The organism is Roseofilum reptotaenium CS-1145, from assembly GCF_028330985.1.
Classification (GTDB): domain Bacteria; phylum Cyanobacteriota; class Cyanobacteriia; order Cyanobacteriales; family Desertifilaceae; genus Roseofilum; species Roseofilum reptotaenium.
Window position 1 is genome coordinate 1 of the sequence record NZ_JAQMUE010000041.1, and the last position, 22,495, is coordinate 22,495.

General features: G+C 45.0%; 17 protein-coding genes, 1 tRNA gene and 5 pseudogenes. 14 read left to right on the forward strand and 9 right to left on the reverse strand.

Annotation, left to right across the window (positions count from 1 at the left end; genetic code table 11):
* Window positions 1-123 (reverse strand): annotated as a pseudogene (locus PN466_RS06815) (IS630 family transposase); the annotation flags it as partial.
* A gap of 18 nt (window positions 124-141) precedes the next feature.
* Here PN466_RS06815 and PN466_RS06820 point away from each other — a divergent pair.
* The 5 genes and pseudogenes from PN466_RS06820 to PN466_RS06840 all read left to right on the forward strand — a co-directional run.
* Window positions 142-768: pseudogene (locus PN466_RS06820) on the forward strand (methyl-accepting chemotaxis protein); the annotation flags it as partial.
* Between the two features lie 116 nt (window positions 769-884).
* Entirely contained in the window at window positions 885-1,610 is a 726-nt protein-coding gene (locus PN466_RS06825; protein ID WP_271938060.1) for a chemotaxis protein CheW, read from the forward strand.
* 23 nt (window positions 1,611-1,633) lie between these two features.
* Window positions 1,634-4,579 carry a hybrid sensor histidine kinase/response regulator gene (locus PN466_RS06830; protein ID WP_271938062.1) on the forward strand — a complete coding sequence of 982 codons (2,946 nt, stop codon included), beginning with the start codon at window positions 1,634-1,636 and terminating at the stop codon, window positions 4,577-4,579.
* A 195-nt stretch (window positions 4,580-4,774) separates the two neighbouring features.
* A complete protein-coding gene (locus PN466_RS06835; protein WP_271938063.1) occupies window positions 4,775-6,040 on the forward strand; it encodes a lipid-A-disaccharide synthase-related protein in 1,266 nt (421 codons plus the stop codon).
* 43 nt (window positions 6,041-6,083) lie between these two features.
* Window positions 6,084-6,156: transfer RNA gene (locus tag PN466_RS06840), tRNA-His, on the forward strand.
* A 706-nt stretch (window positions 6,157-6,862) separates the two neighbouring features.
* Here PN466_RS06840 and PN466_RS06845 read toward each other — a convergent pair.
* The 4 genes and pseudogenes from PN466_RS06845 to PN466_RS06865 form a co-directional block, all read right to left on the reverse strand.
* Window positions 6,863-7,456 (reverse strand): hypothetical protein, encoded by a 594-nt coding sequence (locus PN466_RS06845; protein WP_271938065.1) that lies wholly within the window; start codon window positions 7,454-7,456, stop codon window positions 6,863-6,865.
* Window positions 7,399-8,278: pseudogene (locus PN466_RS26225) on the reverse strand (DNA adenine methylase). The gene PN466_RS06845 and the pseudogene PN466_RS26225 overlap by 58 nt, the downstream one beginning before the upstream one ends.
* A gap of 15 nt (window positions 8,279-8,293) precedes the next feature.
* Window positions 8,294-9,307: a M23 family metallopeptidase gene (locus PN466_RS06860; protein WP_271938072.1), complete on the reverse strand. Its 1,014-nt coding sequence runs from the start codon at window positions 9,305-9,307 to the stop codon at window positions 8,294-8,296.
* A gap of 15 nt (window positions 9,308-9,322) precedes the next feature.
* Window positions 9,323-11,041, reverse strand: a complete 1,719-nt coding sequence (locus PN466_RS06865) for an ABC-F family ATP-binding cassette domain-containing protein (RefSeq protein ID WP_271938074.1) — start codon at window positions 11,039-11,041, stop codon at window positions 9,323-9,325.
* A 351-nt stretch (window positions 11,042-11,392) separates the two neighbouring features.
* Between PN466_RS06865 and PN466_RS06870 the strand changes: the two genes are divergently transcribed.
* From PN466_RS06870 to PN466_RS06885, 4 genes are all read left to right on the forward strand, one after another.
* Window positions 11,393-12,553 carry an RNA-guided endonuclease InsQ/TnpB family protein gene (locus tag PN466_RS06870; protein ID WP_390889977.1) on the forward strand — a complete coding sequence of 387 codons (1,161 nt, stop codon included), beginning with the start codon at window positions 11,393-11,395 and terminating at the stop codon, window positions 12,551-12,553.
* Window positions 12,554-12,802: 249 nt separating this feature from the next.
* Window positions 12,803-13,102, forward strand: a complete 300-nt coding sequence (locus PN466_RS06875) for a hypothetical protein (RefSeq protein ID WP_271938078.1) — start codon at window positions 12,803-12,805, stop codon at window positions 13,100-13,102.
* Between the two features lie 103 nt (window positions 13,103-13,205).
* A complete protein-coding gene (locus PN466_RS06880) occupies window positions 13,206-14,534 on the forward strand; it encodes an SGNH/GDSL hydrolase family protein (RefSeq protein WP_271938080.1) in 1,329 nt (442 codons plus the stop codon).
* Entirely contained in the window at window positions 14,535-15,968 is a 1,434-nt protein-coding gene (locus PN466_RS06885) for a hypothetical protein (RefSeq protein WP_271938082.1), read from the forward strand.
* A 50-nt stretch (window positions 15,969-16,018) separates the two neighbouring features.
* On the opposite strand, the gene PN466_RS06890 is transcribed toward PN466_RS06885, so the two are convergent.
* Together PN466_RS06890 and PN466_RS06895 are read right to left on the reverse strand one after the other, a co-directional pair.
* Window positions 16,019-16,465, reverse strand: a complete 447-nt coding sequence (locus PN466_RS06890; RefSeq protein WP_271938084.1) for a DUF3368 domain-containing protein — start codon at window positions 16,463-16,465, stop codon at window positions 16,019-16,021.
* Complete coding sequence (locus tag PN466_RS06895; RefSeq protein ID WP_271938085.1) at window positions 16,462-16,707, reverse strand: UPF0175 family protein; 246 nt, start codon at window positions 16,705-16,707, stop codon at window positions 16,462-16,464. Before PN466_RS06895 ends, PN466_RS06890 begins: the two co-directional genes overlap by 4 nt.
* Window positions 16,708-16,832: 125 nt before the next feature.
* Here PN466_RS06895 and PN466_RS06900 point away from each other — a divergent pair, with 125 nt between their 5' ends.
* The 5 genes and pseudogenes from PN466_RS06900 to PN466_RS06915 all read left to right on the forward strand — a co-directional run bounded on the left by PN466_RS06900 (window position 16,833) and on the right by PN466_RS06915 (window position 20,067).
* A complete protein-coding gene (locus PN466_RS06900) occupies window positions 16,833-17,132 on the forward strand; it encodes a hypothetical protein (RefSeq protein WP_271938087.1) in 300 nt (99 codons plus the stop codon).
* A gap of 15 nt (window positions 17,133-17,147) precedes the next feature.
* Window positions 17,148-18,386, forward strand: a pseudogene (locus PN466_RS06905) (DUF4419 domain-containing protein); the annotation flags it as partial.
* Window positions 18,387-18,581: 195 nt separating this feature from the next.
* Window positions 18,582-18,647 (forward strand): hypothetical protein, encoded by a 66-nt coding sequence (locus tag PN466_RS26230; protein ID WP_390889978.1) that lies wholly within the window; start codon window positions 18,582-18,584, stop codon window positions 18,645-18,647.
* A 151-nt stretch (window positions 18,648-18,798) separates the two neighbouring features.
* Window positions 18,799-19,255: pseudogene (locus PN466_RS26235) on the forward strand (SAM-dependent methyltransferase); the annotation flags it as partial.
* A gap of 104 nt (window positions 19,256-19,359) precedes the next feature.
* Window positions 19,360-20,067, forward strand: a complete 708-nt coding sequence (locus PN466_RS06915; RefSeq protein ID WP_271938088.1) for a PHP domain-containing protein — start codon at window positions 19,360-19,362, stop codon at window positions 20,065-20,067.
* A gap of 155 nt (window positions 20,068-20,222) precedes the next feature.
* Here PN466_RS06915 and PN466_RS06920 read toward each other — a convergent pair whose 3' ends face one another.
* Together PN466_RS06920 and PN466_RS06925 are read right to left on the reverse strand one after the other, a co-directional pair.
* Window positions 20,223-20,837 (reverse strand): Uma2 family endonuclease, encoded by a 615-nt coding sequence (locus PN466_RS06920; RefSeq protein WP_271938091.1) that lies wholly within the window; start codon window positions 20,835-20,837, stop codon window positions 20,223-20,225.
* Window positions 20,838-20,984: 147 nt separating this feature from the next.
* Window positions 20,985-22,493, reverse strand: a complete 1,509-nt coding sequence (locus tag PN466_RS06925; RefSeq protein ID WP_271938094.1) for an Hsp70 family protein — start codon at window positions 22,491-22,493, stop codon at window positions 20,985-20,987.
* Between the last annotated feature and the right edge of the window lie 2 nt (window positions 22,494-22,495).

Consider the following 22,495-nt stretch of genomic DNA (forward strand, 5'->3'; position numbering starts at 1 on the left):
ATATCTTTTCACCAATTCATATATCCACCAACGGCTATATCCTGTTATTTTTTGCACTTGCTCCGGGGTTTTCCCCTGAGCTAAGAGCCAAATCGTTTGATATTGCCGACTCTTCCAAGCTTCTTTGGCTTCCTGATAAGCAATGAACTGGTGGAGATGGAAACGGTTATGCGGCAACTGGTGGAAGCCACTGCCTCGATTTCCTCGAAACTAGGGGTCATGAATCAGAAAGCAGGTAATATCAACAATGTGGTGATCCCGATTACGAAAGTTGCCGATCAAACCAGTCTCCTATCCTTGAATGCTGCTATTGAAGCCGAAAAAGCGGGAGAATATGGAGCGGGTTTTGCCGTCGTTGCTAGAGAAATTCGCCGCCTCGCTAATCAAACTGCTGTCGCTACCCTAGAAATTGAGCAAATTGTCAAAGATATGCAATCAGCCGTTACCGTGGGTGTGATAGAAATGGACAAATTTAACCACTCTGTGAGTACCAGTGTGGATCGAGTCAGCAAAATTAGTGATGAAGTCGCCAAAGTGATTCATCAAGTCCAAAGCCTACCCCCACGATTTGAACAAGTTAGTCAACGTATCGAAGAACAATCCGAGGGAGCGCAACAAATTAGTGAGGCAATGGGGCAACTGAGCCAAGCTTCCCATCAAACGGTAGATGCTCTCAGAGAAACTAATAACGCCTTGGAACAACTTGACGATACAACTCAAGGACTACGCCGAGAGATTTCCACGTCCCAACCCTATCGCCATATGTGATATAGCACTTCGCGCTACCTAATAGGGAATAGGCAATAGAAAATGTCCTAACTTTCCTTTTCCCTGCTACATGCGATCGCTCTCCGCATCCCCCATTCCCCCACCCCCATCCCTCTATGAGCGTAGAAACTCACCCAATCGACGAACATCTAATCTTGCATGACTGCTGGAATCAAATCGGAGTCATGGGCGATCGCTCCTGCGATCAACTCGAAACCGTAATCCATTGTTATGAATGTCCCGTCTATACCGAAGCAGGTGACAGTTTGCTCGAACGGGAGCCGCCCCCGAATTACTTGGATGAGTGGTGCGACATTCTGGCAGAAACGGCGATCGAGCAAGAAGATATAGAAGGCGATGACATCGTGATTCATACTCTCGATGCCATTTCCGTGATTATCTTTCGACTGGGCAATGAACGGTTAGCCCTTCCCGTAAAAATGCTGCAAGAAGTCACCTCTCCCTGTGTGATTCAACCCCTACCCCATCGCAGTAATGAATTATTTTTGGGATTGGTCAATATTCGCGGTGAAATTTTGCTTTGTGTGTCCCTGAGCCATTTATTAACCTTAGAAACCACTGCCCCAGAGTCTGCCTTAGTCACCACAACTCAAAGCCAAAGGATGATGGTGGCTGGACAAGGAAGCGATAAGTGGGTGTTTCCTGTCGATGAGGTTCACGGAGTCTACCGCTTTGCCCTCAAGGAATTACGAGATACACCAGTCGTGATTACCAAAGCCACAGAAGCCTACACCCAGGGCATTATTTATTGGCAGGGGAAGCAGGTGAATTATCTCGATTCTGAATTACTCTTCTATACCCTCAATCAGAAAATTTTGTAGCTGAGTCTAGGAGTCAACCAACCATGAGCGGGTACTCAAAACTGGAACTGTTTCGTGAAGAAGTGGAAACTCAGGTTAACGTCCTCAAACACGTGATTCCTTTACTCAAAACCCAGTCCTTACCTAAACAAGAATTGGGGCAAGCCATTCAGGCGGTTCATGCCATTTGGGGAACCGCTCGGATGGTTAAAAGAGAGGAAATGGCTAATCTGGCACAACTGCTCAAGGAATGCTTAATTGCCGCTCAAGAGCAAACGATTATCCTGGGTGATGAGCCAATCGATCTCCTGCTTCATGCTGGGGATTTACTCTTGGGTATGAGTCGAGTAGAGAGTGACGCTCTTGAGAATTGGATGACTGAGCATTCTTGGGGTTTGGGGGTGACTCAACGGGGGATGGCTGCTCTGTTGGCTCCTAACTCGAGTGCGCGTTCTCAGACGTCCTCTGAGCCAGAACTCCCTGCTCTAGAAACCGATGAAGCGTCTGTCAATGCTCCTGTTCCCCTGATTGATTCTAGTGAGGACAATGAGGAAATACCGGAGGTTAAGACCGAGATTCCCTCGCCTGAGCTAGAACAAGCCCAGGCTGCTCCTACCCCTACCATAACCCTCACGGCTGACGAGTCGATGATCGACCTATTTCGCCTGGAAGTAGAAGCACAGATGGTGGTTTTAAATGAGGGACTGCTGGCTTTGGAAAGTAATACTCAATCGACACAAGCTTTAGAACAACTGATGCGAGCGGCTCACTCGATTAAGGGTGCTGCGCGAATTATTGGACTCGATGCGTTTGTGAATCTGGCGCATGTGATGGAGGATTGTTTTGTCGCCGCTCAGAAGGGTTCCCTTGTCCTGACTGCCGATGATGTGGATGTTCTGTTGCAAGGGGTGGATTGGTTGGGTCGTGTTTGTGAGATTAATAATGAGGAATTGCCGGATTGGTTAGCTGGGCAATATTCATCTATAGAAACGACTAGAGAAGAGGTGAATCAGATTTTAAACCCTGAAACGTTACCCCCACGCCAGAAGCAGTCGAGTTCGGTGGTGGTTAGTACACCTGAGTCTTCATCATTGGTGGAATCTTCGCCCTCTTCTCATGTGCAAGATAGCTCTGGTGAGGGGGCGATCGCCACCCAACCCAGTTCAGAGGTCATTCAACCCTCTAGTGATCCATCTGGCTCCTTGAGCGTAGTCGAAGGGAGCAAAGGGGGAGGACAACAGAGCAATATTAGCGATCGCGTCGTGCGAGTCAGTGCGGAAAACTTGAATCGGATTATGGGATTAGCTGGAGAATCTCTCATTGAAGCCAATTGGTTACAACCCTATGCCGATTCTATGATGACCTTGAAACGGCGCATGGTAAAGCTCTCACGCATCCTAGAACAGTTGGAGGATAGCCTAGGAGACAGTGTTTATAGCCAGGAAGTAAACGATTATTTAGAACAAGGGAGAAACAAGGCACAGGAAGGTCTGGATTTTTTAGGCGATCGCCTCGAAGAATTAGAACTCTATGCCCAGCGCACTGCGAACCTCTCTGATCGCCTCTACCGAGAAGTGATCACCTCCCACATGCGTCCCTTCGTCGATGGCGTGCAAGGTTTTCCCCGCATGATTCGCGACTTAGCTCGTAAACTAAATAAGCAAGTGCGCTTAGAAATCCTGGGTAAAGCCACCCCTGTCGATCGCGACATACTCAAGAAATTAGAAGCACCTTTAACTCATATTCTACGCAATGCCACAGATCACGGCATCGAACTACCGGAACAGCGGATTGCCGCTGGGAAATCTCCAGAAGGTACAATCCGCCTAGAAGCTTTGCATCGTGGCGGAATGCTGGCGATTACTATTACCGATGATGGCAAAGGTATCGATCCAGAAAGGTTACGCCAAAACGTGATGAACAAAAATCTCGCCAATGCAGAAATGGCAGCCAAACTAACCGAGATCGAGCTGATGGAGTTTTTATTTTTACCTGGATTTTCTACTGCCCAACAGGTTACAGAGATTTCTGGACGGGGAGTCGGTTTAGACGTAGCGAAAAGCATGGTGCAGGAAGTCGGGGGCACCGTGCGAGCCATGTCTCAACCGGGAAAAGGAACCAGTTTTCATTTTCAACTGCCCCTCACCCTTTCTGTTGTTCGCACCCTGTTAGTAGAAATTTCTGGCAAACCCTATGCAATTCCCCTAGCTCGCATCGATCAGATTATGACCCTGGAGAAATCACAAATTTCAGAGGTCGAAAATCGCCAATATTTCACCATGAACCAACAGCATATTGGCTTAATTGCGGCCCATCAAGTTCTGGAGTTAGCTGAAGTTACTTCTAGTCCAGGTTCCCTATTTGTGGTGATTCTTAGTGATGGACCCCATACCTATGGTTTAGTGGTTGATCAGTTTTTAGGAGAGCGAGATTTAGTGGTGCGTCCCCTCGATCCTCGGTTGGGTAAAGTCCCTGATATTAGTGCTACGTCTTTAATGGGAGATGGATCGCCGATTTTAATTGTTGATGTCTCGGATATGGTGCGATCGATTGATCGGATTCTGAATGCGGGACGACTCATGAGAGTGGGGAATGAAATACAGAAATTCCTGACTCAAAAGCATAAGCGGGTTTTAGTGGTTGATGACTCAATTACCGTACGGGAAATGGAGCATAAACTCTTGGAAAATAGTGGCTATCAGGTGGATACCGCAGTCAATGGTGTGGAGGGATGGAATGCTGTTCGCACTAACACCTATGATTTAGTAATCAGTGATATTGATATGCCCCGGATGAATGGTATTGAATTGGTGAAGCAGATGAAGGGGCATCCCCGCTTGTATGATATTCCTGTGATTATTGTTTCGTATCGCGATCGCGAGGAAGACCGGATTCAAGGTTTAGAAGCAGGTGCAGATTATTATCTTACCAAAAGCAGTTTCCATGATAAAACCCTGATTGATGCTGTAGTGGACTTAATTGGGCATTGAGTCGGGAGTAAGTAGTCGGAACGATACAGCGCAAAGCGTTGGGGAATAGGCACGAATCGCAATAGGGTTGTGGTATATGGAGAGAGAGGATTCAAGCTTGTGTTTTATAACAATTGTCCTATTTCTGGTTCCCTATTTCCCATTGCTGACGGCGCTATTGTAAGATCAAACCAATTTTTAATTTTTCATTGAACCATGCGAGTCCTGTGCTTGAGTAATGGCCATGGGGAAGATGCGATCGCCACTCGCATCTTACGCCAATTGAGAGCCACCCCCAATCCCCCAGAATTATCAGCTTTATCCTTGGTGGGAGAAGGTCAAGCCTATCGACACATGGATATTCCTCTGATTGGCCCAGTCAAAGCCATGCCCTCTGGTGGCTTTGTATATATGGAGGGTCGCCAATTAGCCAAAGATGTCAAAGCGGGAATGCTGCAACTCCTTTGGCAACAGTATCAAGCCATTCGCTCCTGGGCAAAAGATGGAGGTTCAGTCTTAGCTGTTGGAGATATTATACCTCTACTGTTAGCTTGGCTCAGTGGCTTGCCCTATGGATTTGTAGCGACAGCCAAGTCAGAATACTGGATTCGGGATGAGAATGGGCCCTTAACCGCTGGTGTCGCCCAGGGTTGGTCCGGTTCGGTGTATTTGCCTTGGGAGCGCTGGTTAATGGCACGGCGGCGCTGTATGGGCGTGTTTCCCAGGGATCGGTTAACGGCTCAAACCCTACAACAATGGCAGCGGTTACCCGTGTTTGATTGTGGGAATCCAATGATGGATGATTTATTACCAGTGGAGCAAGAACCCGAAGAAGAGGAAAAAGGGAAACCCTTGGCATTGGTTTTACTCCCCGGTTCCCGCGCTCCAGAAGCCTATGAGAATTGGCAGGTGCTATTAACTGCACTGGGGCAAGTTATGGGCGAACCAAAACCGTTTCCAGGGTTGCATCGACCGATAAGGGTGTTTGCGGCGATCGCTCCCGGATTAGGTTTAGAAACCTTTGGCCAAATCCTGGAATCCTTTGGATGGCGGCGCAAAGACCTCCCTGAAAGCATGGCTCTGCCTTCTCCAGAAACACTCTGCTATACCCTCAGTAATGGCACATTGTTCTTAACTGAAAACGCCTATAATTGTTGTCTACAACAAGCCCATTTTGCCCTGGCCATGGCTGGAACCGCCACTGAACAATTTGTCGGTCTCGGTAAACCCGCCCTGACTTTCCCCGGAAAAGGCCCCCAATTCACCTCCCAGTTTGCCCAAGTGCAAGCCAAACTTCTGGGCCCATCCGTTATACCAGTTCAAAGCCCTCAAGCTGTAGCCCAAACCCTCCAAGACCTTTTACACGATCCTGACCGCCTACAATTGATCTATGCCAATGGCAGACGGCGGATGGGCGAACCTGGTGCTTCCCAAAGAATTGCGACTTGTTTCTTAGAAAAAATTTCTGCTCAGGGTGGCTAATTGCCTAAACCTGTGTTATGCTGAGATATAGTCTCAATTTATGGCGAGCGTAGCCAAGTGGTTAAGGCAGCGGATTGTGGTTCCGCCATTCGCGGGTTCAACTCCCGTCGTTCGCCCTCTTCAAAAGCATTTAGCTCCGGGATTTTCATCCGCCAATGGCAGAACTGCAATCCTTTGCACTGCACGCATTCAACACAAAACCACTCTACCACTCCAAAATGGAGTATGAGGTAAATAGGTTATAGGAACAGAGAAAACTCATCTATGGAAGCATTACCATAGACTTTCATCAATATATCAATCACATGACCATCACCTTAAGGGGTGACAAGGAGACTAAAGAGTAGACTGTATAAGGGATAGAACCTTTAATCCCTTCTGGAAAAATAAGGGTTTATGAGGTTTAGAATCCATCAGTTCTTGAGCCAAAGAAGACCAACATTGAAAGGAGTGAGCCCACAATAACCCATAGCATTCGATATAAAAATGACTGTGGCGTTTTACTTTACGTTCCTTTTCTGTAATCCGGGCAAGATAAGGACTTACCTCCATTTTTTCCCAAGCTATTCCTTTTAGGGTTGCCCAAGTATAAGCCATTGCTATGACTAATATAGTGGCCAATATTCGTTGCTCATTGACTCTCGTATTCTCTTATAATTCAGGGAACATTTGCATTTTTGGTGGTCTCTACCAGACCACTTTACCTCTTTTAGCGTTCGCGAAGCGACTCTGTAGGAGTATCGCGACCTTTTAGTTGATGTTTTCGGCAAAATACCACCAAAAAAGCTTGCTATAGCAACCTTTGAGTTGCCTTGTCACCCCTTAAGGTTTTTCAATCAAGTTAATGATTTCCTCCGCAGACAAAGGAACTGCATCTTCAGCCGTTTTCAGTGTTGTAACTAATGTGTTTATCCTATCTTGGCGTTGATTTCTTTCAAACAACAGCAATCGAATAATTTCAGCCATCAGAATATGAGGTAAAACTCGATGGCGATAAATATCATCGAGTAAATTCAGAACAGCTTGATACAACTGTGGCGGTTTGCCAACAAGATTCAACTCTTTAGTCAGTGGAAGATTGCGATTTCTTAGGGCGGGAGTGAGAAAAGCAGTAGTATTATTACAGGGCAAGTTATGCTGATTAATGAAAGGTGTAATATAGCGCTCATCATAAGTTCTACCGGAAAAACAGTCCGGATCGCCAATTTCTGTATATGGCTTTCTAATATCGAGATCTGGTCGATGTAATTTGGCCAATAAACATGCCATTAAAATACGAACTCCTGCACGATTTTTCAGATTACAAGCAACATAGTCAGCCGATTCTCGGATCTGGGGATCTTCAATAAAAGAGTCTTCTAAGTTGGTGTTAGCTTGTCGAAAAGTGGCATTGAGGATGTCGATAGGTTCTGACATTGGCTCATCTCGGGTGGCAAATCATAATTTGTCCAAAACACCTCTGTTCGAGGCTTTTTTACTGAAAGACATTGTTTTGAGGGAGCTTCAGTACGGTTCCAATCTTGGTAGAGTTGATCGAATAATGAACAACCATAGCCGGATAGAGCGACTTTTCCTTTAACCTGGTTCAAAACTGCCGCTAATTCTCGATGATTGTCATCGGTCATTTCGTATCGGTAAGCGTAGAGATCTCCTCGTGAATCATGGGGATAGGGAGGATCGCAATAAAATAAGGTTTCTTCACTATCATATCGCCTAATGACTTCTATCGCTGTCCCTTGTTCAATTTGAACCCTTAACAGTCTTTGCACAATTTCTGAGAGTCCTTCCACGCTTCCTAACCAACGAGAAACTGCTCCTGCCATTTCTGCTCGACTAGTTAGTTTACAATGGGCCGGCCGATCTTCCCACGCTAGCAGTTTGAGCTAGTCCTGTTCTCACTTGACGAGCGCGAACAAAAAAACGCCGCGCTCTTTCGAGTTCTGTAAAATGTTCGCTGGGTTCTTGTACGGCAATTCTTAGTTCTTCTCTGGAAAATGGGGTTAAGGCTATTGCTTTAATCAAGTCTTCTTGTTGGTCACGCAGAACCCGAAAAAAGTTGACGACTTCCCCATCAATATCATTATAGGTTTCAACAGGAGACGGTTTACGATTCAGGAGTACAGCCGCAGATCCTGCAAACGGTTCACAGTAATGGGTAGCTTCTGGTAATAAAGGCAGAAGCCAGTTTAAATGATTAAATTTTCCGCCATACCAACCAAATGCAATCCGTTTTCCCATGACTTTCAAAATTTATTAATAACGCAAATTCCGCCCCAATTCCTGGATATATAACCCTGGATCTTCAGCCACCCAACCCACAGCCGATTTATAGCGCATTTCAAAATGGAGATGGGGAATGGAAAACTGGGGATTTCCAGTTGTTCCCACGGTTCCTAGTACGTCTCCTTGGCGAATATTTTGACCGGGGGAAACTTGAATCGTTTGTAGATGAGCGTAACGGGTTTGTCGTCCTCCAGGATGGTTAATGACGACGAGTTGACCATAGGAAGCGCGATCGCCTGCATAAGCAACGATACCATCTCCCACTGCCGAAACGGGAGTACCAATGGGGGCGCGGATATCTACACCACTACTAAATTCTCGTCTTGAGGTTTGTGAATTTAAATACCAACCATATCCTTTGAGCAAGGGCGCAACAGCCGGAAGGGGATAGGCCGAGAGCTGAGTGCGCATTTCCCTAGAAGGACGACCGGGAGACCAATTGACTCCTGGGACAAACACCATTTCTGGGTTCTGTTGACATCCATTTACCTCAAATAGGGCATCAGCAGGAACTCGGTATGCTTCGGCTACATCGCGCCAAGTTTTACCGACTGGAATCCGCACTAAGACCCCATCATAAGGAGGAATCACAATTTGAGTGCCAACGGGGGCTTGTCCGTTGCGTAAGGAACGATTGAGACCCATTAAAGTTGACGGCATTAATTGATGATTTGCAGCAATTTGGCTTAGGCTTTCTCCCGGAGAAATTGTGTAATAAATAAAGCGATCTATGGCAGGTTCTTGGGGACAAAATTGTTCTGGATTCGGTCGTAAGGGAATAAAAGATGGCTCATCCATGGGGGTTTGAGCGAGACTCGCAGGAGTCAATAGAACAGGTAAGATTAAAGACAGGCAAGCAATGAAGATCCCTCTCAATCCTCCTTGAGAAAGGGGATTTTCATTGCTTCCCAAACGTAAGTACCCCAAGCTATTTCCTCTTGCCTCTTGCTTTTTGCCGAGCGCGAAGCGCTGTAAGTGCCACATAGTCAAGAATTCCTATTAATTCGCTTTCGCTTTCTTTTTGGCCTTTTGTTTCGCTTTTTGTTTTTCCCGTTTTGCGGCTGCTTTTTCTGCTTTCGCTTTGGCAATTTCCGCTAACTTCACCTTTTCTTTTTCTTCGGCAATTTTATCCAGATAGTAATGGTAGTTCCCCAGATAGACGTGAAATTCACCTTCGCGAATTTCCACAATCTTATTGGCGACTTTGGAGATAAAATAACGGTCGTGGGAGACAATAATAGCGGTGCCATCATAATGTTGGAGCGCTTCCTCTAACATTTCCTTAGCCGGAATATCTAAATGGTTGGTCGGTTCATCTAAAATTAATAAATTCGCCGGCTGTAATAACATTTTGGCTAGGGCTAACCGGGCTTTTTCTCCCCCACTCAGGGCTTCCACCTGTTTATAAACGGTATCCCCACTAAATAAGAATCCCCCTAAAAGGGTACGTACTTCCTCATTTTTCCAATCGGGGACTTCATCATGAATGGTATCCATGACCGTTTTATCTAAATCTAAGGCTTCCGCTTGATTTTGTTCAAAATAACCTGGAATCACGTTATGTTTCCCTAGGCTGACGCTGCCTTCTATGGGTTGTTCCCAGCCCATCATTAATCTCAGGAGGGTGGATTTTCCACAACCATTGGGCCCCAGAATGGCGATGCGATCGCCCCGTTCAATCCCCAGAGATGCCCCCAGGAAGAGGATTTTATCATCATACAAGTAGGTTAAATCCTTGATATTGACCACGTCGCGACCACTGCGGGGGGAGGGAGGAAAGCGGAAATGGAGCGTTTTTAGGTCGCTGATGGGGGCTTCGATGCGTTCTATTTTTCCGAGTTGTTTCTCGCGACTTTTGGCTTGGGTACTGCGGGTGGCACTGGCGCGAAATCGTTCAATATAAGCTTGCTGTTTCTCTAATTCCTTTTGCTGATTTTCGTAAGCACTTTGCTGGGCAGCTTTTTGCTCGGCTTTTTGTTCCAGATAGGCGGAATAATTGCCTAAATAGGTCGTAGACACTCCGCGCTCGGTTTCCACAATTTGCGTACAGAGGCGGTCTAGAAATTCCCGGTCATGGGAGACAATTACCATGGGGATCGTTGAGCTTTTTAGATAGGTTTCTAACCATTCAATGGTTTCTAAATCTAAATGGTTTGTCGGCTCATCGAGCAACAGCATATCGGGAGATTGCAGCAAAATTTTACCCAATTGAATCCGCATTTGCCAGCCCCCAGAAAAGGCGCTGACCAGGCGATCGCCATCATCTGCCTCAAATCCCATCTCGGGTAACATCTTCTCAATTTGTGAGTCTAACCCATATCCATCCAGCGCTTCAAAGTGCCGTTGTTGCTTATCGAGTTTATGGATAAGAATCTCTAGCTCCTCTGGAGTCGCCGTTTGCATCAGATGCTGAATCTCGGCGATCGCATGATGGACTGCATTAGCCTCATGAAAGACCGTCCAAAATTCCTCCCGCACCGTATCCCCAGGATTGACATCAAATTCCTGGGTCAAATAGGCGATCTGCAAATTTGCTGGTCGGATCACCTCCCCAGAAGTCGGCTCAATTTCCCCCGCAATAATCTTGAGCTGCGTCGATTTTCCCGCACCATTGACCCCCACCAAACCCACGCGATCGCCAGGTTTCACTTCCCAATTGATATCATTGAGCACTTGGCCAGTCGAATAGATTTTGCTGATATGCTCTAATCGCAGCATCGAAACCTCCAAGGGCAGGGTAATAGTCAGGATTCAGGGGAATGAGTTAATGGACTTCTGGTTTGACCTCAAAATTGGAGGAGATAACCGCGATCCATCACTAGGGGTTTGAGCGTAGTGCTTGTAAACTTGCACAATATTGTACAAAGTTTGACAGATAGTGGCATATAGAGATTATAGGTCTAACTCATGCGAGAGTATCTGAAGCAGCCAAACTATCAGGCGTGTCAACGCCAGACTATATGCCGTAGAATAAATAGATAGTACAACAATTAAAGGAAGTAGCCAACGATTTTTGTTGTGAAATCATTCAAAACCTCACTCAACCTCAACAAAAAGCAACGCACCTTAATGGCTAAACACGCAGGAGTGGCTCGTCACGCCTATAATTGGGGACTAGCAATTTGTCTTGAAGCCAAAGAAAAAGGTGAAAAGCGCCCCAGCGCGAACACCTTACATAAGCGTTTGGTAGCTGAGGTAAAATCTCAATATGAATGGTACTACGAAGTTTCTAAATGCGCTCCCCAACAAGCCTTGAGGGATTTGGATAGTGCATTCAAGAACTTCTTTACTGTCAAAGGGCGTGGGTTCCCTAGATTTAAAAAAAAGGGGAGGCATGACAGCTTTTACTTAGAAGGAAACATTCAAATAAGAGGAAACCAAATCAGGTTGCCTCGCATTGGGTGGGTAAAGACCTATGAAAAACCTCTTCCTCCTATCTTGGTAAAATCCAACAGCAACGTAACAATTAGTCGTCAGGCTAATAAATGGCTTATTTCTTATAAGGTTGATGTGGAACCGGAAAAAATTGACCATTCTAAAGGCGTTGTGGGTGTGGATTTGGGAGTAAGGACTCTAGCTACATTGTCTAATGGGGTGATATTTCCGGCGGTTCATGCTTATCGGAGTGCTAAGAGAAAATTAGCCTCACTCTCTAGAAGTGTCAGTCGTAAAGTCAAAGGTTCCAACAACCACAAAAAAGCAATCAAGCGTTTAGCCAAAGCACATTATCGAGTTGCCTGTATTCGTAAAGATGCCACCCATAAGTTAACGTCCTACTTAGCTAAAAACCACAGCGAAGTAGTCATAGAAGACTTAAACGTGAGCGGGATGCTCAAAAACCATCGGTTAGCTCAAGCTATAGCAGATGGTGGTTTTTATGAGTTTAGGCGGCAACTGGAGTATAAATGTCAATGGTATGGCAGCTTTTTAACAGTCGTAGATAGATTTTTCCCTTCTTCTAAAACTTGTTCAGATTGTGGAGAAATCAAGAAAGACTTAAAACTCAAAGAGAGGATGTTTATCTGTCCATCTTGCAGCTTCTTTTTAGACCGTGATTTAAATGCTGCCATTAATTTGTCGAAGGCTTGCCCTGAGCGAAGCCGAAGGGCGGGAAGTTCTCCCGTGTCAGCCTGTGGAGTATCAGATAAACGCAATGCTATGGCAAAGTGGACACAGCGAAGCAGGAAGAAAACATCAGATTATGTACAGCTTAGTTTAGGCTTATCATAGTTTGTCTAAGTTTTTCAGAACGGTTTATAATTCTTAACCATTATATCTGGTTCAGTCCCCTGCTGAAGGCCATCTCTTAAATCCAGTTTATTTAGGGAAAAATCCGGTTGTCCTTTGATTTCCAAGATAAGTGTGTTGTTTAACACCCAACCCGTGTAAACTGATCTAACTGAAACGGGAATTAAGGGTCTCAAGCTTTTTAGGCCGTTCTATCATCATCCGTTCTGACTATTATCTTCAACCCTAGCTATGGCGACATCTTCTAACTCAACTTCCTCCACCATGTCAAGTGAATCGAGCAACCTATTACGCACGACCACTCAAATTGCTCTATATCTTAAGGACTCTCCCCAAAGTCAGGCGTTATCTACATTCGTTGAAGTCAGTCGCATTCCCATGATGGGCGAATTTATTGAAATTGGAGGCACGCTCTATCGCGTCTTTCTCGTTTGCCATCAACCTGACTCCCAAGAGGTTACTGCATCTGTAGGAGCAGTCAAAACCCCTTGGGAAGGTTGCCAAAGTTTAATTGAAACCCAAAATATATAGTGCCTGATGCTGGTAATGGGTAATCCGTAAACTGCTACAATCAGAGCTTCTAGAACTCTCAACGCTCAAACTCTCAATGAAGACAAACGGGTTAAAAACATGGATGAGTAATCTAGGGTTAGCAGCCGGAAGCTTACTCTTTGCCCTATTAATGGCTGAAGTGGGACTACGCATTGCCAATATTCCCCCTCAAGCAAAACCGGAACCCCAACCCCAAGCATCAAGTTCTCCAGAACCGACTCCCTCTCCTGTCGAACCCTCTCCCTCTCCAGCGCCTTCACCTGCTCCAGCACAGGAGAATATCTTGCCTTCCCAGAGAAATGCGCCGCCTAAACCTGCACGGGGAACTCCTCAACCGAACTTTTTCCAAACCGATCAGGATTTGGGATGGACGCATCAAGCGGGAGTGTCGGGATGGTGGACAGCCGAAGGAGAAGCCTATATTGAGATTAGCTCTGCTGGATTGCGCGATCGCGAACATCCGATCGAAAAACCACCCAATACTTTCCGCATTGCCCTCTTAGGTGATTCCTTTTCCGAAGCACTGCAAGTTCCACTCGAACAAACCTATTGGTGGTTCATGCAACACGCCCTGCAAAACTGTCCAGCGTTGCAAGGACAAACGGTAGATGTGATTAATTTTGGTGTAACCAACTATGGAACGGGACAACAGTTATTGCGTTTGCGTCGGGATGTATGGCAGTACAACCCAGATATAGTCCTTTTAGCTGTGTTTACAGGCAATGATGTCCCGGATAATTATAAACCTTTAGATGCTCGCAATCGTCCCTATTTTGTCTATAACAATCAGGGAGAGTTAGTGCCAGATATGTCGTTCCGAAATCCGGATAAAACTCTACCTCCCTATAATTTATCTAGGGTAGATAGGTTACCGGATTGGTTGGTGGATCATTCTCGGATTTTGCAGTTGGTGCGTAAGGTGGAAAAGGATATGAAAAACCGAGAATTGGAAGCGCTGCGCCAGTATACTTATAATTATTTGTATCGGGAACCAGAAGATGAAACCTGGGGAAAAGCTTGGCAAATCACGGAGGATTTAATCGGGTTAATGCATCAGGAGGTTAAAGAGAAGAGTGCCGAGTTTATGGTGGTGACGTTAAGTAATGAGGCGCAAGTCAACCCCGATCCAGCCTTTCGTGATGGGTTTGTAGCCAGTAATGGGATTACGGATTTATTTTATCCAGATAACCGGATTAAGGCATTAGGCGATCGCCTGAATTTTCCGGTGGTGAATTTAGCGCCAACGCTACAAACCTACGCCGAAGAGAATCAGGTGTGCCTACATGGATTTGCCAATGCGGTAGAATGTGGGGGACATTGGAACGATCGCGGTCATGCGATCGCCGCTCAAGTGTTAACTCCCCAAGTGTGCCAATACCTCAGTTCAACCCTCGGAAAACAGGAAAACTGAATGTCTGGCGATCGCACCACCGCTTTTAATAATAACTGGGGCTATTTGAAAACCGAGTTTAACTGGCTCGATCGCGTTCTCCGTTTGGCAGTTGCTAAACGACAACGAGAGAGAAAAGCCATCGATCGGGTGTCCAAAACTCCAGGCGATCGCGCCAGTAGTGATTGGTGGAAAGGACTCGTTACTCTAGACGGAACAGTGGGACGAGATGAAATTGACAAACTAGAGGTTTTTGCCCAGAAATCTGAGACTTTAAACTATCAGCAACAATTAGAAGAAAAAATTCAGGCTAGTCAAGAACAAGGGGTTTTATTGGGATTGCCGATGCTCTGCAATCGCGCAGCTTTAACCCTATTTGAAAAACACCTGGTGTTAGCCAGTTTAGCACCAGAGGTTAATCATCGCTATTCCCGTCTCTATCAGTATTTGCAAGAGGATCGGCACAGTTTTTTACCCACAGTCGATCTGATTTTACGCTTATTTTGTCGAGGGGATAATCAATGGAAAGAGGCAAGAAATTTGCTGACTTCTACCTCAATTTTAACTCAATTGGGTTTAGTGCAATTTTTGCCCCTTGACTCAGAAACATTTCTCAATAGTGGGGTGAAGCTTACCCCAAAGTTAATTAATTATTTGTTAGCCGATCGCCCAGATGAACCAAGTTTAAACGATTTATTACACCCCACAAGAGAAGCTCTGAAGATTAAATCGTATACTCCGAAAAAATCTTGGTCAGAGTTGATTGTGGCTTCGGGTTTGCAGGAGACTCTTAAGTATATGGCTTACCGATATCGATGCGATCGGGAGATGGAAATCGAGGGAATTCATCCAGGGCAAATTATGGTTTTCTCTGGAATTTCTGGAACTGGAAAAACTACAGCAACCGAAGCGATCGCTACTGAGGTCAACCAGAATATTACTGAAGTCGATCTTCAGCTTTTGCCCGATCCGATAACTGAATTATCCGATCTTAAAGCACTCAAGGCTCCCATTTTGCTGATTAAATCGGCTCATTTGTGGTTAAAAAGATGTAATCAAACACCAGTCTATCGATTTTTACGCGATCGCCAGCAACACGAAAGCCTCACCATTTTAACCTTCGATCCTGCCTATCAAGGGTCTGTGGTGCTGCAAAAATGGCTCAGAGAAGGGGTTGTAGAGCAAATTTTAGCGTTTCCTGTTCCTGGAACAGGCGATCGCCTCAAGCTCTGGAAACAAGCCTTTCCTTCCCCCATTCGAGTCAGTCCATCCTTAGACTGGGAAGACGTAGCGCAGCGTTGGAAACTCACAGGGGGACAAATTCTGGCGATCGCCCATAAAGCCAGGATTTTTGCTACTCTCGAATCACTAGAAACTGCCATCACCCAAGAACATTTACAACGCGCCTTTTCAACCTTTCCCCTACTTCAAAACAAGAAATCCCGAAAATCCTAAACTATGACTTAACGTTCATTAGCAGCATTTAAAATAGTTATGTAAAGTTGCTAACTAATACGAAAGCCAGCTCGATCGATCAAATTATCCATGATTGGTTTAATAACTTCGATCAATCCTTCTTGCTTGGCAGTTAACAAAACACCCAAAATACCAATAAATTCCAGATTAAATTCAGTAGCAACTTTCCTACCTGGATTTTCATCTATGATTAAGAGATTAGCATTTAATTCAATAGCCAAGGCGATCGCCTCAGACTCTCCTCGATCTAACTCAGTTTGAAATTGACTAACCAGATCTTTATTTTTGACCGGTTCAGTTCTAATCCAAGACAGGGTTTGAACTTCAGCCCTCCCTGGAACAGGATAACCTACATCGGTCATTTCCCGATCGACAGCTTCTGGAATAATAATGCTTCCATAGATTTGTTGTAATAAATTTAATTGTCCAATCGCAGCTAAACTTGTAATTGGTGATGTATCGCTGACGACAATCATAATTTACCCATTCGCTTTAAGGTTTCTATATCAGCCTCAAAATCTGCTACATCATAGTTGACACAAATTCCTCGACTAGATATTTCTCTCCTAAATTCTAGTAAGTTCATTTCTGCAAGACGGCGAGCTTGTCCTGTACTCAGTTTCCTTTGTTGATAGAGTGAGATTGCCAATTCTACTTTAAGATCTGCTTCGGACAGTTGAGCAGAGTTCAGGATTTCGTCAGGGATGGTAATATTCATCTATCGCCTAATGCTCTTACCTTAGCAAGATATAGTTTTCCTCTAGAGTACCATATTACTCATAGCTAGAGCTTACCAATAGCCAAATCTATGTATAATAGAAATGGATTTTGGGGAATCACATCATGCCACAGATTGCGCCCATACTTAACCAACAGCACAGCCAAATCTCCATCTCGGTGGATGAAGTCGAACAAGCTAAAGAGCTTCTGCCTACTCAAGAGGCGAAATCTCAGTTTGAGCGCCAATTGGAAAAACCGGTATTAGCCTTTAGTCATGACGATCGCTTTCAGACGGTTAGCACTCGCTACAATGCTCCATTAGCTCGTGGGATTCATCCCCTAGCATTTGCAGTTCATCTGGCATTTTCCGAGCATCGTCCCTTATTGCTCACCCCGGATATTATTTGGATAACGATCTCTTAAGGATTTGCCCACCATGTTAACAATCATGCCGAAGAATTGCGCGATCGCTTTGTATCCCATTCGGGTAAAGAGACTCTGACTATCGAAGTCTTGGAGATGCCCAAACAAGCAGACGAGTGGAGCCAAGCCGTTCATGAGTGGACGTTGTTGATTCGCGATCGCGTTGGAGCAGAAGTTTATCATCTCTTAGAATGTAACTTTAGCACCACCACCCCTAACGCGCTAACCGCCAGTCGCATCGTGATGATGGATGCCTTTCGCCAGTATTTTGACTATAAAATGATAGGTGCTTGTGGTATTCCGAAGATTACTCTATTAGGAACAGTACAAGATTGGCAGAGTATTTGCGATCGCGTCCGCATGATGGCTGAATATAACTTAAACTGGTGGACAGATCGATTATTACCCATCTGTGAAGAGTTGGTAAACACTGCATCAGGACATCCTTCCTTGTCATTTTGGCAACAAATTTACAAACCCCAAGAAGTATATCTTGCAGACTTAACTAACGGTTGGTTAGCCGATTTATTTCCCTATCTCCTTGATCCGATTACCCGCGAGCCTTCAAGACGAAATCCTATTTTGGCGATCGAGCGATCGAATATTCAAAGTGATGATGGTATTCCTCTTCATCGATTACCTGTAGGTCTGTCTAAAGTTCCCTTTAAACTTACACTAAATCAACAAGAATATTCTCTAGAACTATTGGCTGGCTTGATTGGCGTTTACCAAAATCCAGATGAAAGCACGTTGACTCCTGAAATCGGGTGGTCTGTTCAAGAAGGAGATCGATTTCAACGATTATTAGATAAGATTGAGCGCGAACATATCATAGAAAAATCGATTGATTGGTCGAACTTTAGATCGAAGAGTTATCTTTCTAAAGAACATATCCAAATTCTAGAACGATTTGATGGAGCGACGCTTTACCCAAACAGTAGTCATAGTTGGTTCTTTTCTAAATATGATGTTTTTAAAAGTTATAGATGCGATACAGTCAATGATTATGGCTCATCTCAACCGTTGATCGAACTAGAGGATGGACGCTGTATTGGCTACACCTACAAAGGATTAATTTTACTAGGAAAACCTGTTTCATCTCCCCATCCTTTATTTGAAGATATGACAGATTATGAGTTAAAAGATTCCGTCGTTATTGCTGAAGGAATCGAACAACTCCTAGAGCGCATCTTCCAATCTGAAGGTCGTTATTACTTTGACGATCCTTCATTTCAAATGCAACTACGATCCTAGAAGACGAACAGAAATAAATGAAAACTCTACAAGAGATTAAATGCTTTTTACATGAACACCAGGAATTGGTATTCCAACAGGTTCGGGTGACAGAAATGCGAGTTTTTGATTCTTATGCACAAAGATTCAGGAACAGGTTTGGGTAGAGGGAGTTGAGATATTAGTCAAGGAGATTTAACAGATTTTTTACAAGATATTTTAGTGCATGAGTATTGGAAAGTTGATGTTCAAGTGGTTTGGGAAACTGTTTCTGAGGCATGACCTTTGCTCAAGTCCGTTATTATCCAAATAATTAGTGAGAGTAGGAAGACATATTTTCCTAACAGAAACTCGAAAATCCAGTCAGATCAGTACATCTCTCTCTCCATAGGGGATACAGCGATCGCGATTTCCGAAAGTGACAGAAGAGGGATTAGATATCGGTTGTAGTATTGGGGGCAGTAGCCGGATTTTAGCGACCGAATATGGTTTTGATGTGACTGGAATTACCATTATTCCCCAATAGGTACAACGGGCCTAAGAATTACTCCGAGTCCTCAAACCCGGTGGAATTTTAGTGCTGGTTGACTGGAATCAACGGGATGACCGGCAACTTCCTCTGAATGGCCTAGAACGGGTGATGATCAAACAATTGCCAGATCAGTAGTCTCATCCCGCGTTTTCCAGTATTCAAGAGTTTTCTGAACTCTTAAAACCATAATCTAACTATCCTAACCAACTCTTTCTCTGCTATGCCCACTCTATTGTTAATGCGGGTGGCTTTTGGGACGAGTTTATGTCGGCTTGGCATGTTTTGCGCCATTCGGGGAAGTGGCCCTGGGGATCTCACGGAATCCAAATCCGATCGGATGAGTATAATTACTTCTTAGTCTGACTTATGATTGCGATCGCGCATCTCAATCAAAAAGTAACGTTACATAAGTTCAAAATTGGCTATAGTAGACAACAAGACTTTATCTTGAGATTGAGAAAGATGATGATCGATCTAGCTCCAGCTCCATGCTTGTCAAACCAGGCTGGAGAGCAGGAAGAAGCACGGGCCCTCAGAGAAGTATTGGCGAACATTGATGAAAGGAGTTGTCCCGATTCCTACAATTTTCATATGCATACCCAGTTTTCTGATGGAAAATTACGCCCGGAAGAGATTATTGACCAGGCAATCGCGATCGGATTACAGGGACTGGCGATCACAGATCACCATAGTGTTGGCGGTTACAAAACCGCCCAAAACTGCCTCAATCATCCCAATCTCAACCCTAAACCCTCCCTCCACCTATGGAGTGGTGTAGAAATCAATGCTTATTTGTTGAAAACAGAAGTTCACATTCTCGGTTACGCCTTTGACCCCGATCATCCGGCTTTAGAACCCTATCTCCAAGGCCATGCTGTGGAAGGCAACGCCTATCAAGCCTCAGCAGTTATTGATACCATTCATAAAGCGGGCGGTTTAGCCGTTCTCGCTCATCCGGCTCGATATCGTTATCCAGCTACTGAATTAATTCCTGAAGCTGTCTATCTTGGTATTGATGGGGTAGAAACTTATTACGCTTATAATAATCCCACACCTTGGATACCGAGTCCCAAACAAACCAAGCAGGTTCGAGAACTGGGCGAATTCTATAATTTACTGCATACCTGTGGTACAGATACTCACGGTCGAAATATCCAGAAGCGATTGTAATGGGAATAGGGAATAGCCAGAGTCGAGCAGTGGGGGTTCTGCACTCTCGCTAACACACCTTGCATCTATAGCAAGGGAAGAGGGAGTTAAGACATTTTCTGTTCCCTGTTTCCTAAAACTACAATTTAGCTGTCCTAACTTAACGAGTTCCTTGACTATGAATTAACTCCACCTCTTAAAACTTGCACCACAGACAAAGTCCTATCTCCTGAAAATCCCTGCAAAAAGGGTGACTCTAGCACTTCTTCTCCAGAAAACCCTCGCGACTCATACAACCCTTCGACTAGCACAAATACGGTTATTCGTTCTTCCATGGGATCGACAATCCAATACTCGGAGATGCCCCTGGACTGATACTGTGAAAGCTTATACCGATAATCTCGGTTTGCGTTCTCTTTGCCTGGTGAAACCACTTCCACGACTAACTGAGGTGGAGACATCTCCAAGCTAACTGTGGAGCGACTTGCTCCTTGTAGGGACTGCGCTCCTTCTTCTGACAACACTAACAGATCGGGCACTCTAACTGTTGGCCGAAGTCCACTCACCACTACTTCCGTCTTCATCCTCAAATAGTGAGGTAAAATTCCAATCTGTAGGAAATACGCAAACAGAAACGATTCAATACGCTGATTGCGATCGCTCTCTGGAGGCATAACTACCAACTCCCCATCTTCTAACTGATATACCGTATCTGTGCCATCATCATAATTCAGAAACTCCTCTAGACTCATACCCTTAAGCTCCTGCAAAGCTTCAAGTGCGACTACCATTTTTGCTCTACCTCCCAGACAATAATGGATCGAGATCTATACTTATCTTATCAATTAAAAATTTAAAATTTAAAATGGTTTTTTGTAGTTGGTAATTACAAGTTAAGGTGATGTACAGTTTGTCAGCTCCCTCTTCCCTAACCCCCCTTACCAAAGTACTAAATAGGGATCGTCTAAGGTTTGGTTAGAGGTGGCGAGAACTTGCTTAAATTGATTCATCACGATCGCTCTTTGTTCTGGATTGAGAGTATATAATCCAGTTCCTTGAGCAATAAATAGGGGTTGATTAAACTCTAATTGAGGACTCAGGTAAAGGCGATCTGATGTTTTCGGAAGTAGTCCAGGAGGAAGATTGCCTGCGAGCAGTTTGCGCAAGCGATCGCCACAAACTGCCGTATTAATCCCCCGTTGTTCTAACAAGGAGAAAATCTGCCCTTCGGCGATCGCCTCATTGGGGATTACCCTAAGCAATTCTAACAACAGAAAATAATCACTATATTGATGGCGTACTGTATTGAGAACTTGGGGATAGAGCGGTACATTCGCTAATCCATAAGCTACCCGACTACATTTAGGCGGTTGACCTTGTGGGGTACGGTCTTGAATAATTGCCGCGCTGGGTAGTTTTTGCCGTAACCAACGGGCGATCGCCACTAAAGATGCACTCCCCCCCGTACACAAAGCCTGGCGTATTCCTTGAGGGGCGACTCCCGTCTTGATAAACAGGCGATTAATCTCCCGATTCAGGGCACGCAAAAAAGGCACAAACACCTTCATCTCTAAATCGCGACGCTGAATAGTCCACTTTTGCTGCTTGAGGCGTACTGTAATCTGGTTTTGTGCCTGAAGTCTATGCTTAACCTCTCTGGCGATCGCCAATAACCCCTGACCCCAATCTGAACGTCCCAAATATTGGCTGAACTGATAACGGGTTTCTAAATCCACCTCTCCCACTTGGGGCAACTTTATTCCCTGCTCTTGCTCTGATGAAGCAGATAATAAGGGATGATCCCCATTCAACAACAACTGAGCAATAATATCCTGATCGATCGCATCTCCCCCATAAGCCAAAGATCCCAAATAGAAATTTTCCGACTTGAGTTGGGATTTGTTTAACGGAACATCCACCAGAGCGAACTCCGTCGTCGTTGCTCCCGAATCTAGAATTAATGTTGCGCCTTGCCATTGAGTACCCTGAGCCGTATCACGCAACTCTGATATGACTAAAGCAATTGGCTCCTCTAAGAACAGAATTTGGTGAGGCTGATCTACCCAACCTGTCCTTAAAATTGCCTCTCGCAGATTAAAGCGATAGGCATCACTCCAATGGGCCGGACAGCCCACAATTACCCCACTTAACTGATTCCAAATCTCTTGGCCATACTGTTCTTGCTCATTCGCCATCCCTTGCAACTGGGCCACCATCTCCTCAATAATCGAGGCCCCATCGACCCCAGGTAAACTCCAATCTAAGTAAAGTTTTAGAGACACCCCAACCTGGGTTCGCTGAGTGGGGAAACGCTCCCAGGGATAAAAACAGCGTGTTGAGTAATTGAGGAACACGGCTGAGATGCCAGTCGTTCCCCAATCGATTCCTAGATACCACAGCGGATTTTGCCCATCAGAATGACTCTTCACACTTCTGCTCTCTTTCATTC

Coding starts and splice junctions, on each gene's coding strand:
- PN466_RS06885 (WP_271938082.1), top strand. CDS start 14,535: ATGTCTGGCGATCGCACCACCGCTTTTAATAATAACTGGGGCTATTTG.
- PN466_RS06895 (WP_271938085.1), bottom strand. CDS start 16,707: ATGAATATTACCATCCCTGACGAAATCCTGAACTCTGCTCAACTGTCC.
- PN466_RS06860 (WP_271938072.1), bottom strand. CDS start 9,307: ATGTGGCACTTACAGCGCTTCGCGCTCGGCAAAAAGCAAGAGGCAAGA.
- PN466_RS06925 (WP_271938094.1), bottom strand. CDS start 22,493: ATGAAAGAGAGCAGAAGTGTGAAGAGTCATTCTGATGGGCAAAATCCG.
- PN466_RS06865 (WP_271938074.1), bottom strand. CDS start 11,041: ATGCTGCGATTAGAGCATATCAGCAAAATCTATTCGACTGGCCAAGTG.
- PN466_RS06830 (WP_271938062.1), top strand. CDS start 1,634: ATGAGCGGGTACTCAAAACTGGAACTGTTTCGTGAAGAAGTGGAAACT.
- PN466_RS06870 (WP_390889977.1), top strand. CDS start 11,393: ATGGCTAAACACGCAGGAGTGGCTCGTCACGCCTATAATTGGGGACTA.
- PN466_RS06825 (WP_271938060.1), top strand. CDS start 885: ATGAGCGTAGAAACTCACCCAATCGACGAACATCTAATCTTGCATGAC.
- PN466_RS06845 (WP_271938065.1), bottom strand. CDS start 7,456: ATGTCAGAACCTATCGACATCCTCAATGCCACTTTTCGACAAGCTAAC.
- PN466_RS06835 (WP_271938063.1), top strand. CDS start 4,775: ATGCGAGTCCTGTGCTTGAGTAATGGCCATGGGGAAGATGCGATCGCC.
- PN466_RS06900 (WP_271938087.1), top strand. CDS start 16,833: ATGCCACAGATTGCGCCCATACTTAACCAACAGCACAGCCAAATCTCC.
- PN466_RS06920 (WP_271938091.1), bottom strand. CDS start 20,837: ATGGTAGTCGCACTTGAAGCTTTGCAGGAGCTTAAGGGTATGAGTCTA.
- PN466_RS06880 (WP_271938080.1), top strand. CDS start 13,206: ATGAGTAATCTAGGGTTAGCAGCCGGAAGCTTACTCTTTGCCCTATTA.
- PN466_RS06875 (WP_271938078.1), top strand. CDS start 12,803: ATGGCGACATCTTCTAACTCAACTTCCTCCACCATGTCAAGTGAATCG.
- PN466_RS06890 (WP_271938084.1), bottom strand. CDS start 16,465: ATGATTGTCGTCAGCGATACATCACCAATTACAAGTTTAGCTGCGATT.
- PN466_RS06915 (WP_271938088.1), top strand. CDS start 19,360: ATGATGATCGATCTAGCTCCAGCTCCATGCTTGTCAAACCAGGCTGGA.